Origin of the sequence: Candidatus Photodesmus blepharonis (assembly GCF_000731795.2) — a bacterium.
Taxonomy (GTDB): Bacteria; Pseudomonadota; Gammaproteobacteria; order Enterobacterales; family Vibrionaceae; genus Vibrio; species Vibrio blepharonis.
In genome coordinates this window covers 68,219-82,652 of the sequence record NZ_JGVK01000027.1, presented here as the reverse complement: position 1 = coordinate 82,652, position 14,434 = coordinate 68,219, and the positions used below count along the sequence as shown (strand labels likewise).

Annotated in this window: 14 protein-coding genes; 5 read left to right on the top strand and 9 right to left on the bottom strand. The window is 35.5% G+C overall.

Features of this window, described 5'->3' with window-relative positions; genetic code table 11:
• Positions 1-21: 21 nt before the first annotated feature.
• Both parE and parC read left to right on the top strand, forming a co-directional pair.
• Positions 22-1,905, top strand: coding sequence for a DNA topoisomerase IV subunit B (gene parE / locus CF67_RS03370; protein WP_034414436.1), 1,884 nt, complete (start codon positions 22-24; stop codon positions 1,903-1,905).
• Positions 1,906-4,143: a DNA topoisomerase IV subunit A gene (gene parC / locus CF67_RS03365; protein WP_034414433.1), complete on the top strand. Its 2,238-nt coding sequence runs from the start codon at positions 1,906-1,908 to the stop codon at positions 4,141-4,143.
• Here the strand turns inward: parC and rsmI are convergent.
• Positions 4,140-4,988, bottom strand: a complete 849-nt coding sequence (gene rsmI, locus CF67_RS03360) for a 16S rRNA (cytidine(1402)-2'-O)-methyltransferase (RefSeq protein ID WP_034414431.1) — start codon at positions 4,986-4,988, stop codon at positions 4,140-4,142. The two genes, parC and rsmI, sit on opposite strands and share 4 nt — an antisense overlap.
• Before the next feature lie 62 nt (positions 4,989-5,050).
• On the opposite strand from rsmI, the gene CF67_RS03355 reads away from it, so the two are divergent.
• The 3 genes from CF67_RS03355 to CF67_RS03345 all read left to right on the top strand — a co-directional run bounded on the left by CF67_RS03355 (position 5,051) and on the right by CF67_RS03345 (position 8,177).
• Positions 5,051-6,877 (top strand): penicillin-binding protein activator, encoded by a 1,827-nt coding sequence (locus CF67_RS03355; protein WP_034414428.1) that lies wholly within the window; start codon positions 5,051-5,053, stop codon positions 6,875-6,877.
• Between the two features lie 134 nt (positions 6,878-7,011).
• Complete coding sequence (locus CF67_RS03350) at positions 7,012-7,602, top strand: phosphoheptose isomerase (protein ID WP_034414424.1); 591 nt, start codon at positions 7,012-7,014, stop codon at positions 7,600-7,602.
• A 2-nt stretch (positions 7,603-7,604) separates the two neighbouring features.
• Positions 7,605-8,177, top strand: a complete 573-nt coding sequence (locus CF67_RS03345) for a BON domain-containing protein (protein WP_034414422.1) — start codon at positions 7,605-7,607, stop codon at positions 8,175-8,177.
• Positions 8,178-8,241: 64 nt separating this feature from the next.
• On the opposite strand, the gene CF67_RS05200 is transcribed toward CF67_RS03345, so the two are convergent.
• The 8 genes from CF67_RS05200 to zapE all read right to left on the bottom strand — a co-directional run bounded on the left by CF67_RS05200 (position 8,242) and on the right by zapE (position 14,322).
• Positions 8,242-8,385, bottom strand: a complete 144-nt coding sequence (locus CF67_RS05200; RefSeq protein ID WP_420887590.1) for a hypothetical protein — start codon at positions 8,383-8,385, stop codon at positions 8,242-8,244.
• Positions 8,386-8,566: 181 nt separating this feature from the next.
• Positions 8,567-9,196: a stringent starvation protein SspA gene (sspA, locus tag CF67_RS03335; RefSeq protein ID WP_034414419.1), complete on the bottom strand. Its 630-nt coding sequence runs from the start codon at positions 9,194-9,196 to the stop codon at positions 8,567-8,569.
• Positions 9,197-9,278: 82 nt separating this feature from the next.
• Complete coding sequence (locus CF67_RS03330; protein WP_034414416.1) at positions 9,279-10,016, bottom strand: cytochrome c1; 738 nt, start codon at positions 10,014-10,016, stop codon at positions 9,279-9,281.
• A complete protein-coding gene (locus tag CF67_RS03325) occupies positions 10,013-11,278 on the bottom strand; it encodes a cytochrome b (protein WP_034414414.1) in 1,266 nt (421 codons plus the stop codon). The genes CF67_RS03330 and CF67_RS03325 overlap by 4 nt, the downstream gene beginning before the upstream one ends.
• The gene (petA, locus tag CF67_RS03320; RefSeq protein WP_034414412.1) at positions 11,278-11,871 is read right to left on the bottom strand and encodes a ubiquinol-cytochrome c reductase iron-sulfur subunit; all 594 of its coding nucleotides are present in this window, start codon (positions 11,869-11,871) and stop codon (positions 11,278-11,280) included. Before petA ends, CF67_RS03325 begins: the two co-directional genes overlap by 1 nt.
• A gap of 285 nt (positions 11,872-12,156) precedes the next feature.
• The gene (rpsI, locus tag CF67_RS03315) at positions 12,157-12,549 is read right to left on the bottom strand and encodes a 30S ribosomal protein S9 (protein ID WP_034414411.1); all 393 of its coding nucleotides are present in this window, start codon (positions 12,547-12,549) and stop codon (positions 12,157-12,159) included.
• 15 nt (positions 12,550-12,564) lie between these two features.
• Positions 12,565-12,993: a 50S ribosomal protein L13 gene (rplM, locus tag CF67_RS03310; protein WP_034414409.1), complete on the bottom strand. Its 429-nt coding sequence runs from the start codon at positions 12,991-12,993 to the stop codon at positions 12,565-12,567.
• A 225-nt stretch (positions 12,994-13,218) separates the two neighbouring features.
• A complete protein-coding gene (gene zapE / locus CF67_RS03305) occupies positions 13,219-14,322 on the bottom strand; it encodes a cell division protein ZapE (RefSeq protein ID WP_034414407.1) in 1,104 nt (367 codons plus the stop codon).
• Between the last annotated feature and the right edge of the window lie 112 nt (positions 14,323-14,434).

Here is a 14,434-nt window from a genome sequence, read left to right as displayed (position 1 = left end):
GTTTTGTCACTATTTTATACTATGACTCAAAAATATAACGCCAAAGCCATTGAGGTTCTAAAGGGCTTAGATCCGGTACGCCACCGACCAGGAATGTATACAAATACAGCTACTCCAAACCATTTAGCTCAAGAAGTTATCGACAATAGTGTTGATGAAGCATTGGCTGGATATGCTTCTAAAGTACAGGTAATTCTTCATTCTGATCAGTCTCTCGAAGTTATTGATAATGGACGTGGCATGCCCATAGACATTCATCCAAAAGAAAAAATTTCTGGCGTAGAGCTAATTTTTTGTAGATTACATGCTGGTGCCAAATTTTCTAATAAAAACTATCAATTTTCGGGCGGATTGCATGGAGTAGGAATTTCAGTCGTCAACGCACTTTCCAAGTACATTAGAGTGAGTATTTATCATAATAGCCAAGTGTACGAGATGGCATTCAAAGACGGTAATAAAGTAGAAGAGCTTACTATCGTAGGACAATGTAGTTCAGACGATAGAGGAACCAAAGTTCATTTCTGGCCTAATAAGAGCTATTTTGATTCTGTTGATTTCTCAACTACGCATCTAATCAAAAATCTTCGAGCTAAAGCATTATTATGCTCAGGACTTGAAATTTCATTTTCAGATAAGGTCAATAATAATGAATATAAATGGCTTTACAAAGATGGTTTAAAAGAATATTTAATCAAGGAAATAAAAGGCCATGCAGTATTACCTGAAAATCCATTCACCGGTGAGTGTACTGTAGAAAAAGAAGTAGTACATTGGGCTCTTATTTGGCAACCAAAAGGTGGAAAAACAGTCGCTGAGAGTTATGTTAACTTAATTCCAACTTTGCAGGGAGGCACTCATGTTAATGGTTTACGTCAAGGTTTGCTCGATGCAATCCGTGAATTTTGTGCGTTTCGTAGCTTGCTTCCCCGTGCTGTCAAACTTACCGGTGACGATGTTTTTGACTGCTGTTCATATATTTTATCGGTTAAAACGCAAAACCCACAGTTCTCAGGTCAAACTAAAGAACGCTTATCCTCTCGTCAAACCACATCTTTTGTTTCGAACGTTGTAAAGAACGCCTTCAGCTTATGGCTTAATGAAAAACCAAAATTAGCAGAACTCTTGGTTGAACTTTGCATCCTCAACGCTCATCGTCGCATTCAAAAAAGCAAAAAAGTTATTCGAAAAAAAATAGCATCTGGTCCAGCCCTTCCTGGTAAGTTAACTGATTGCTCTATACAAGATTTCAACCGAACTGAAATTTTTTTTGTGGAAGGCGATTCAGCAGGAGGTTCTGCTAAACAAGCTCGTAATCGTGAATATCAAGCAGTAATGCCATTGAGAGGCAAAATCTTAAATACATGGGAAATCTCCCCAGAACGAATACTTGCTTCCCAAGAAATTCACGATATTTCAATTGCATTAGGAATTGACCCTAATAGTAATAACTTAGATAAACTACGTTATGGAAAAATCTGTATTTTGGCTGATGCAGATTCGGATGGACTTCATATTGCCACTTTGTTATGTGGTTTGTTCACACGTCATTTTCGAACTCTCGTCGAGGTGGGTCATGTGTATGTAGCTATGCCACCTTTATACCGAATTGATTCTGGAAAAGAAGTCTTCTATGCCTTAGATTCTAACGAAAAAGATGCTGTATTAAAAAAATTAAATAAAAAAAACAAAATTAATATACAACGCTTTAAAGGGTTAGGTGAAATGAATCCATTTCAACTCCGTGAAACAACTATGGATCCGAATACTCGTCGTCTTATCCAACTAACAATTAATGATAATGAAGTTACCGATAAAATGATGGATATGCTACTTGGTAAAAAACATGCGGCTGATCGTCGCATTTGGCTACAGCAACATGGAAATATGGCTAAGGTAATAAAATAGATGTCTGAAAAACTTCCAATGCATAAATTTGCTGAAGAGGCTTACTTAAACTATTCCATGTACGTAATTATGGATCGTGCCTTACCACATATTGGCGATGGCTTAAAACCAGTTCAACGACGTATCATTTACGCAATGTCAGAACTAGGTCTTTCATCAGAATCGAAGTATAAGAAGTCTGCTCGTACTGTTGGTGATGTATTAGGCAAATATCATCCTCACAGTGACTTGGCCTGTTATGAAGCAATGGTACTTATGGCTCAACCCTTTTCTTATCGTTATCCACTCATCGATGGTCAAGGAAACTGGGGAGCAGCAGACAACCCAAAATCTTTTGCAGCAATGCGCTATACTGAAGCAAAATCATCAAGATTTTCTAAAGTTTTGCTAGATGAATTACATCAAGGCACTGTTGAATGGGAAGCTAACTTCGATGGTACCATGAAAGAACCGAGGATACTTCCAGCGCGCCTCCCTAATATCTTGTTAAATGGTGCAACTGGAATCGCTGTAGGTATGACTACGGATATTCCATCTCATAATGTACACGAAATTGCTAAAGCAACTATTGCTCTTATTGATAATCCTAGATTAGGACTATCAGATGTTATGAAACACATCAAAGGTCCAGATTATCCGACAAAGGCAGAGATTATTTCTTCAAAGTTTGATATTGAAAAAATTTATCGAACTGGTCGTGGTAGTATCAAGGCACGTGCTGTCTGGCATCAAGAAAAAAATGAGATAATTATTACTTCTCTACCTCATCAAGTATCTTCTTCTAGATTGCTTGAGCAAATTGCTGAACGAATGCGTACCAAAAAACTATCAATGATTGATGATCTGCGTGATGAGTCAAACTACGAAAACCCTACCCGTATTGTTATCGCCATTCGTTCCAATCGTATCAATTGCGATCAACTAATGAATTATTTATTTACTTCAACCGACCTAGAAAAAAGTTATCGCGTTAACTTAAACATGATTGGTTTAAATAACCGTCCTCAGGTTAAAGGTCTAATACAGATAATATCTGAATGGGTTGAATTTCGTCGTAAAACAGTTCGTTTGCGTTTACGGCATCGATTAAACAATGTCTTAAATAAATTGCATATCTTGGAAGGTTTGCTAGTTGTCTACCTTAATCTAGATGAAGTGATTGAAATCATCCGAACACAAAGCAGGCCAAAAGGTATACTAACAAAACGTTTTGAAATTTCGAACATTCAAGCTGATGCAATCCTCGATACTAAACTTCGTCACCTAGCTAAACTAGAAGAAGAAAAAATTTGTAACGAACAAGATAAATTTAGGAAAGAGCACGAAAAACTAAAGCAATTATTAGCTTCTGAAAAACGATTAAATACATTAATAAAGAGAGAAATTAAGGTTGATATTGAAAAGTATGGTGATGAACGACGTTCTCCTATTGTTCAAAGTACAGTAAAAGGGACAATTTCTACTTTAACTAATTTAGCACCTACTGAACCAATTACAGTCATCCTTTCAGAAAAAGGTTGGATTCGTTATGCAAAAGGACACGATATAAATACAAAAAGTTTAAAATATAAATCAGGTGATAGCTATTTTACTCACGCGTACGGCAAAAGCAATCAACATATCATTTTCCTTAGTAATGATGGACGTAGTTATTCTCTCGAACCTAACTCTTTACCATCAGCACGAACCCAAGGTGAACCAATTACCGGTCGTTTAAACATCAATACACCCACTAAAATACGCCAAATAATCATGAGCACAGACGAACAATTTTGGCTTGTTGGATCCGATGCAGGCTACGCTTTTATATGTAAAGGTACAAACTTTCTATCTAAAAATCGATCTGGAAAAACTTTAGTTTATTTACCAAAAAATTCTAAAATGATAATTCCAAACAAAATCAATAGCTTGGATTCTGATGAAATCTTAGCCATAACTAATCAAGGCAGAATATTACTTCTATCAGCGAAATCTTTACCAATATTATCTAAAGGCAAAGGAAATAAAATCATCAAGGTTCCAAATAACAAATCATCAAAAGGATGCCGTAATTTTATCTCTCATCTAATCGTATTATCTCAAGGGGAATCAATCACACTTTATTCAGAAAAACGTAAACTCGTCCTAAAACCTAAAGATATTAGAGATCTTCATGAGGAAAATGATAATAAAGGCAAACTGCTACCCAAAGAATTACAGAAAATCATTTCTGTTGAAAAACACCAGCAATTGCTCTAATTCTTTAAATTTTCTAATCCCCATTGATATAATGCATTTTTTTTTGAGTCGCAAATTTTCGCAGCTATCGCCGCCGCTTTTTTCAATGGTAACTCTTGGTTTAAAATAGTTAGTATCCTTATAGCTTCATTTCCTAAATAATCATTTGATGAAGAATACCCGCGAATTAGCAATACCATCTCACCACGTTGTTGATTTAGATCCTTATTAATCCATTCAATCAGCTGACCCAGAGGCATACTTTGAATAGTTTCAAAAATTTTTGTTAACTCGCGAGCTAAAACTACTTCTCTTTTTGAGCCTAAAATATCCAACATATCTTCAAGAGACTGAATGATACGATGTGGTGACTCATAAAAAATACAAGTACGATTAACCTTAGCTATTTGAAAAAATTTATCTCTACGACTTTTTCTTTTTATGGGTATAAATCCTTCAAAACTAAATCTATCAGATGGAAGACCTGATGCGCTTAACGCTGTAATCGCCGCACATGCACCGGGCAATGGTACAACCCTAATACCTATCTGACGACATTTGCTGACTAAACGATAACCAGGATCACTAATTAATGGAGTACCAGCATTAGAAACCAGCGCGATAGATTTTCCTTCTAATAATCGTTCAATTAAAATTTGTGCTTTTTGTTGTTCATTGTGATCACACAAAGAGAAAGTTTTAGTTTTTATACTAAAGTGAGACAATAGCTTGCTTGAGTGCCGAGTATTTTCAACAGCAAGAAGATCTACGCTTGATAAGATTTTAACAGCACGTTTCGTAATGTCCTCTAAGTTTCCAATAGGAGTAGGGACTATGTAGAGAATTGGTGTTTCTTTTAGCAACATTTGTTTACTATTAATTGAATAGTTAATACGGAAGAATCTTACATTTTTTAAAAATAATATTTATGGTCATAAAAAATTATAAAAAAATTAGTTTTCTACATTCACTAACGCTCGTTTCTCTTATAATAACATTACTTGCTTGTTCCTCTAAACCGTTGATATCTAATAACATAGATATCACCCTTGATGCATTAGGACCCGCACAAGAGTACCTGATAGAATCATATTACAGTAAAGGTGATCTAAAAAATAATTGGTTAATTATGGCCCTTAAAGCTGCCATCAACCATCAAGACTTAAACTTAGCTCAAGATTTAAACAATCACATCATAAAACAATCGCTATCTGAAGTCCAAAAAGCTGAATTGAAATTAATAAAAACTAAATGGTTCATGACAATGAAACAATCTGAAACAGGATTATCTCAGCTTTATTTTCATCCAAATTGGAAATTACCAAACAAGCAGTGGAAAAAATATCACGAAATTAGAGCAAAACTATATGCTGAACAACACAATTATTTTTTCGCTGCTAAAGAATTAATTAAACTGACACAATATGAAACGATAGAGCAACAAAACAAAATCGCAACAATGATTTGGAATTACTTAAATCGATACGACAAACAAGAAATCGCCAATCTAAATATTACTCCTGAAGAAAAAATTTTAAATGCTTGGATTGAACTTACTTTGTACACAAAAAAACTATCGAATAATATTCCTAAACTTAAAAAATCTCTACAACAATGGTTTACAAGAAATCCTCACCATCCAGCAGCGCTTCACACTCCACAAGCTATTATCGACATTTTGAGCATAGAAATAACTCAACCAATTAATATTGCATTATTTCTTCCATTGTCGGGTCCTTTTATCAAGCAAGCCCAACTTATTCGAAATGGTTTCATAATTGCTATGATGAATGACAAAAAAAAAGATACAGATACAAAATTGATAATTATTGACAGTTATAAAACTTCTATGCAGACACTTAAAATAACTTTGATTAAAGAAAACATCGATTTTATCGTTGGTCCTTTAACAAAGGACAACGTCAAAAAGCTAGAACAAATTCAAGTTGAACTAAAACCGCATATTCAAGTGTTGGCCTTAAATATTCCTAATAATTTTACTAATAAAACAAGTACTTGTTATCTGACACTATCACCAGAGCAAGAAGTCACACAGGCCGCTAAATACTTGCTAGATCAAGGCTTCGAGTATCCTCTTATTCTTGCGCCTCAAGGTCATCTTGGAAAACGCATAATCGAAGCTTTTATTACAGAATGGAAAAAATACAATAATAATAAAGTGAAAATAGGATTATTTGGTGATAAAGATCAACTACAGCAAGATATCAATGTAATATTTGGATTAGAAGCAAGTAAGCAGAATATAATCCAGATAGAGCATATAATCCAGATACCTCTTAAAAGTCAACCGCGTAGCCACCGTGACATTGATTCAATATATATCGTAGCCAACAACTCCGAACTTACTCTGATTAAACCCTTTATTGAAGTTGCGATTAATCCAGATGCTCGTCCACCGAAGTTATTTGCAAACTCATACAGCAATAATGGTAGCAAACAGTACGAAGATTTAACTGGAATAGAATATAGTGATATCCCATTTTTACTACAACCAGATATCCTATTACAAACCCAAATGGAAATGTTGTGGAAAAATTCTAACGCAGAAAAACGCTTACAAGCACTCGGTATGGATGCGTATACGCTAATCAAACAGCTACCAAAAATGAAATTAATCGATGGGTATTCAATCAATGGCAAGACTGGCTTACTAACTATCGACGATCAATGTGTAATACAGCGTAAAATTAGCTGGGGTAAACATGGCGTTTTTTCACCGTTGGAACACAAGTGAAACCATTCATTAATAACATTACTTTGGAAATTTGAAAACATTGAATATTTGTTTAAATAATTTCCGTTCTGATATAATCGGCTTTTATAGACTTAATGAGTGTGAAAATAGAATAAACTACTTAAGGAAAATCAATGCTAAGCAGCATTAAAGATAGTTTTACAGAAAGTATCCAAATTCAAATTGCTGCAGCTGAAGCCTTGCCGAACTTTATTACTCACGCAGCTCAAGCAATGGTTGCAACTTTGCTCAACGGCAATAAAATATTATGTTGTGGCAACGGCGGATCTTCTTCAAACGCCCAACAGTTTGTAGCATGCCTTTTAAATCGATTTGAGACTGAACGTCCAAGCCTACCAGCTATAGCACTCACAGCTGATAACATAACGATCACCGCTGTTGCTAATGATTCTCACTACCATGATATTTTCTCTAAACAAGTACGCGCGCTTGGTCAAACTGGTGATGTTCTGTTGGCTATTTCCACTAGCGGTAATAGTAAAAATATTATAAAAGTGATGGAAGCAGCAGTGACCAGAAACATGACAATTATCGCTTTAACAGGTAAAGATGGTGGTGAAATGGCAAGACTACTAGGTGAAAATGATGTCGAAATTCGTGTTCCATCTCATAGAAGATCTAGAATTCATGAAGTTCATATGGTAACTCTACATTGCTTATGTGATCTCATAGATCAAGTACTATTTCCAACCCACAAAAATTAACTATGAAATTATTTATCAAATTTACCCTTTTACTGATCCCATTAACTATATCGCTATTAGGTTGCGCAAGTTTATTTACAATAAATACCTCGCAAGATGCCATATATTCACGAACGATTAAAGAAATATGGAAGGACAACAACATAAAACTCGAAATTGCAGGACTTAACAATAAAGCATCGCTAAAAGGCCAAGTAAGAGTAACAGGAGTTTCGTACAATGGTACAGTAGTTTTACTAGGACAAGCTAAAAATCAAAAAAAATTGGACGATTTTAAAAATCGAGTAAAAAAAATACCTGGTATCACCCAAATACATAATCAGGTTAAAATTAAGAATCCTCTTTTTTCTATTAAGCAGGTTGGTCATGACGCTTGGATTACATTAAAGGTAAAAGCAGCATTGTTGATTAATGCTGAATTAAACGGAATGGACACCAAAGTCATGACAGAAGATAAAGAAGTATTTTTATTTGGTTTCGTTTCTCGGAAAACTGCAGATACGGCAGCAAACATAGCACGCAATGTATCAGGTGTAAAAAGAGTCATAAGAGCTTTTCAATATCTGGATAAATAAGTAAATATTGGCCAAACCTAACTTTATTTAATTTTAGCTTATCACAATGAGGTAGCTCATCTGTTTAACCACCTACTACTGTGTTTAAATCATCTTTGAAAAAATTGGCTAGATTATCAGGGATATAAACTTTTCCAGATTCAAATACTGTACCCACTCCGTTTTCGCGTGCGTAGATGGCCTGAATAGAACGAAAAAGAAGAACCACTGAGTACAAACCACCGCTAAAACGAGTATTAATTGATTAAAAGTAACTATTTCATTGCCAAGGTTCAAATTCCCGACTGTTCTCGGAGCAAATGTGGTGTGAAAGCATTATCAATTAACCAACCGTAGAAAGCACGCAGTATATACGGATGCAGCGCTGTCATAGTAGATAAACTATAAACTCAACGGGCTATATGTTGTTCAGCTTCTGTCAATGAAGCTAAGAAAGAATCACGCTTGAAAACACGATTCATATAAACTTTAAGATCCTTCGAACCTTTCCCAATTAACTCAATTCCTAACTCTGGAAGACGCCACAATAATGGAACCAAATAACAATCGATCAAGCTAAACTCTTCGCTCATAAAGTATTCATACTCAGCAAAAATTGGAGAAAGAGCAAGTAAATCATTGAACAGCTTACAACGAGCCCTGTCAGACTCTTTTGCATTACCTTTCAATACCCGCTCAGATAAAGAGTACCAATTACGTTCAATACGATAAATCATCAAACGACTACTAGCACGAGCTACAGGATAAACAGGCATCAAAGGAGGATGAGGGAAACGTTCATCTAAATATTCCATGATAATCTTTGAATCATAAAGCGCTAGTTCGCGATCGACGAGAATGGGTACCGTTCTATACGGATTAAAGTTAACTAAATCCACAAGCAAATCCACTTTATCAACCAATTCAATTTCTACACTAACACCCTTTTCGGCCAAAACAATACGAACCTGATGACTGTATATATCGGATGATCCGGAAAACAAAGTCATTACAGAACGTTTATTGGCAATCGCAACCATGAAGTTCTCCAGAATGAAGCAGAACAAGGATAGCCTTCTAACCTACCTTCTCATTCGTGTGCAAAGTACAATTATAACACGATTAGTACACGTCACGCCAATATTCTTTTTTCAGTAATACAAAAACGATAGTAAACAAGGACAAAAATGCCATTACCCACCAACCGAGTATATGTCGTTCCAATTTTATTGGATCAGATGAATATTCTAAAAAATTAACTAGATCAAGTACAGCCTGATTATACTCCTCCTCATTCAACTCACCAGTACCATCAGACTTAACACCAACCACTACCTGAACCTGTTCATCACCAACCATTTCAGTTGCGTAAATAGGCTGAGGAATACCTTGTAATTCTTCTAGAATGTGTGGCATACCAACATTCGGAAAAACAATATTATTTACTCCAAAAGGACGAGAGAGATCGTAATAGAAAGAACGCAAATAAGTGTATAACCAATCTGTACCACGCACCCGAGCAACAAGAGTGAGATCTGGAGGTGAAGTACCAAACCATTTGGCTGCAGAATCCTTTGGGATTGCATTTTCCATTAAATCACTTATTTTTGCTTCAGGATCAAAGATCAAATTTTCTTTCATCAATTCTATAGGAATACCAAGATCCTTAGCAACTCGTTTATAACGTTGATACTGAGTAGAGTGGCAACCAAAACAATAATTCATAAACAACTTAACACCATTTTGTAATGATGGAAGACTGGATAAATCATTATTGGCTTTATCTAAATGTAAAACTCCAGCAGTTGAATGTGCTAGAAAGGGTAGCATTGTAAATAGGATTACAATCCATTTCTTCATTTAAATTTTACTCTCTCTGGAAGAACTTTAGTTACTTCATTTTTACTATAGAAAAACAAAAAAACAAAAAACATAAAGTAACCTAAACTGAAAATTTGAGCTAACAAGGTACGATTCGGTGTTGCAGGCAATGCACCTAAAGCACCAAGAAAAACGAAACTGATGGTAAACTGGATTAAATTTAAAAGATGAAGTCTACTACGATAACGATAAGAACGGACTGTACAGCGATCCAACCAAGGCAATATAAACAATATGATTATTGACATCCCCATCGCAATAACTCCTGCTAACTTATCGGGGACCGCCCGCAAAATTGCATAAAATGGGGTAAAATACCACACGGGAGCAATGTGTTCTGGTGTTTTGAGAGGGTTCATAGCCTCAAAATTAGATCCTTCAAGAAAATAACCTTCCATCTCAGGATTGAAAAACAGAATATAACAGAAAAAAAACAAAAAAACAGATACACCGACCATATCTTTAACTATACCATAAGGATGAAATGGTATAGAGTCGATGATATCATACTTTTTTGTGTAGCTTTCATGAAACTTAAACTGAGTTATATAATCCTTACCCATACTACCCTTGGGCAGTTTAGTATCAATACCATCAGGATTATTTGAACCTACTTCGTGTAATGCTAAAATATGCAAAACAACGAGCAATAATAGAACAATAGGTAGTGCGATAACATGAAGGGCAAAGAAACGATTTAATGTTGCTCCAGAAACAACATAATCACCACGTATCCACAATGCTAATTCATCACCAATAATTGGAATAGCGCCAAATAGAGAAATGATAACCTGCGCTCCCCAATAAGACATTTGCCCCCAAGGTAATAAATAACCCATAAATGCCTCGGACATTAAAACCACAAATATCAACATCCCGAACAACCATAACAATTCACGCGGTTTTTGATAAGAGCCATAAATTAGACCACGAAACATATGAAAATAAATCACAATAAAAAATGCTGACGCACCTGTCGAATGCATATAACGCAATAACCAACCGTATTCTACATCACGCATAATATACTCAACAGAAGCAAAAGCCCTCTCAGCAGAAGGCACATAATTCATCGTTAACCAAATACCTGTAAGAACTTGATTAACTAAAACAAGCATTGCTAATGCACCAAAAAAATACCAAAAATTAAACGTTTTCGGCATTGGATATTCGGATAAATGCTTCCTAAAAGCGTTCATCACCGGTAACCGTTTTTCCACCCAATTAAGTAGTTTTTGCATTATGCTTCCTCTACTTCATCAGTACCTATGATGATTTTACTATCACTTAAATACATATGTTTAGGCACAACTAAATTTAATGGTGCAGGAACACCATGAAACACACGCCCTGCGATATCGAATTTAGAACCATGACAGGGACAAAAAAAACCTGATTTTACATTCTGGATCTGTGTGTTAAAATTGTCCGATAAATAAGTAGGAGAACAACCTAAATGTGTACAAATACCAACAGCAACGAAATACTCAGACCTAATTGAACGATAAATATTCTGAGCGTACACAGGTTGTTGCTTTTCCTTTGACTGTGGATCACGCAATTGAGAATCAAGTTTCTGCAAAGCATGAACAGCCGCCTGAGTACGACGGACAATCCATACAGGTTTTCCACGCCATTCAACACGGAGCATCTGCCCTTCTTGAAGTTTGCTGATATCGACCTCGACAGGAGCAGCAGCAGCTTTAGCTCTCTCACTTGGATTCCAATATTTAATAAAAGGAATAGAAAATGCAGAAACTCCTAAGGCACCGACAACCAAAGCTGTTGAAGTTAAAAAACGCCTACGACTATTATTCACGGGAACATCGCTCATCTAGAACATCCTCCTAATTCTGTTGCTTACTTCCAAGCATCGTTATTTTTCTTATTAAAGCGTTATCAAAAAATGCAGATTTAACCATGTCCATCATTAATGAAAAATGATAGTTCAAATATTACTTGCCAACAAGGTAATAAGGATCTTTTTACAACATTACAGGATCTTAAAATCAGGAACAAATTTTAGTTATTTTAAAAATCTATTAAGTTAAGCAAAACAACGGAACAAAGCCTAGAAAATACTAGGCTCGTTTAGAATGACAATTGGATAATATAGAAATTAACGCTTAGAAAACTGTGGACGGCGACGAGCTTTACGTAAACCTATTTTCTTACGTTCAACACTACGAGCATCACGAGTAACATAACCAGCTGAACGCAAAATAGAACGCAAAGACCCGTCGTACTCTATCAATGCACGAGTAATACCATGACGAATAGCACCAGCTTGACCAGAAATACCCCCTCCCTTCACAGTAATATACAAATCTAACTTTCCATTTAACTTAACAAGCTCTAAAGCCTGCTTAACCACCATGCGAGACGTCGGACGACCAAAATAAACATCAAGGCTACGTTTGTTAATCATAATCTCACCACAGCCCGGTTTGATAAAAACACGAGCTGTCGAACTTTTACGACGACCTGTGCCATAATATCGATTATATACCATTTTTATGATTTCCAATTAAATATCTAGTACTGTCGGTTGTTGAGCAACATGTTTATGTTGATCACCAGCGTAAACCCTTAGCTTACGGTACATAACACGACCAAGAGGACCACGAGGTAACATACCTTTGACGGCTAGCTCAAGCACCATTTGAGGTTTGCGATTAAGCAATTTTTCAAAGGTAACAGATCTCAGGCCACCTGGAAATCCAGAGTGACGATAGTAAATTTTTCCTCTAGCTTTATTACCAGTTACAGTAATTTTTGCAGCATTTAAAACAATGATATAATCACCTACATCAACGTGAGGAGTATATTCTGCTTTGTGCTTACCACGAAGACGAGAAGCGATTTCACTCGCCAGACGACCAAGAATTTTACCTTCAGCGTCTACAACATACCAATCTCGTCTTGCAGACTTCAGCTTAGCAACGAAAGTTTTCATGCTAACAATTACCTATTTAAAATTAACATTTCGAGAAATAAAGTTCCCGTTTATTCATGTAGAGATCCGCGTATCACTCCTGCAAGTGTTGAGACCTCGCTAAAATTTCTGCAACTTAAAACCCATGCAGAAATAGCATAAGTGACGATTATAGAGAAAAATGATTAGAAAAACACTTATTTTCGAACAAAATCTCAATTTTAAAATTGAGACATCACATCTAGTTTATGTTAAGTGTTTTTTAGATAAATAAACACAACTCTGCATCTCAATCAATCGAGATTGACAACGTCTAAATTCAAACTCCAATTTTCCCTGGGTATAAAGAGATTCTAACTTAACTTCTGCTGAAATAACTAGCTTAACATTGCGCTCATAAAACTCGTCAACTAAAGAAATAAATCTCCTCGTAGCATCGTCGCTAACGCAGTTCATCTTTTTTACGTTAGCCAATAGCACAGTATGATAGTTTCTCGAAATTTCGACATAATCATTTTGATTGCGAGGAGTTTGACACAATTGCTCAAACGTTGCATGCAATATTCCGTCCAAAGTGTCAATGACCGTTATATTACGATAATTAATCTTGATTCTATTCTTCCTCTCTTTCGTTTTTTCGGACTTATTTGGATAATGAGCAAGCAATTTTTCATCTGCAACTGCGTTCAAAGGATAATAATAAATTTGAGCTTGTTCTAATTCTCGCAATCGATAATCAACTCCATTATCGATACGCATAACAATACAGTTTTTTTTAATCAAATCAATTACAGGCAAAAATCTAATACGGTTCAACCCATTGCGATACAAATTGCATGGAGGCATATTTGAAGTAGCAACCAAGATAATTCCACGCCTAAATAAGCTCTGGAACAATGTAGCAAGAATCATTGCATCAGCAATATCTGAAACAAAAAATTCATCAAAACAAATAATTGTACTCTCTTCCTGCAATTTCTTAGCTACTATCTCCAATGGATCACTCAAATTCTTTAGCTGATTTAACTCATTATGAACTCGAGACATGAAGCGATGGAAATGTATTCGTATTTTCTTTTGTATCGGTAAAAACTCGTAGAAAGAATCCATAAGATAAGTTTTTCCTCGTCCAACCCCACCCCAAAGATAAACCCCTTTAGGAATTTGGGGCTTTGCGGTCTTTCGGGTAAAAAACTTCCGTAATTGAATAAAAAAACTAGAGGAAGTACTCCAATATTTAACGATTTCTAAGTACAAGTCATTTAAAGCGTTGATCGCTTTTTGTTGGGCTATATCTTTTTGAAATTCCAATTTCATCAAATCTTTTTGAAATTTTTCTTTAAATGTCACAAGCACACCACTATCATGCTAGTACCATAGGGTATATTTTATTTTTGTAGGATACGGATGATCGTAACAGCATCACATAATATTTCGTTCTTTGGATTTAAGTACTATTAAA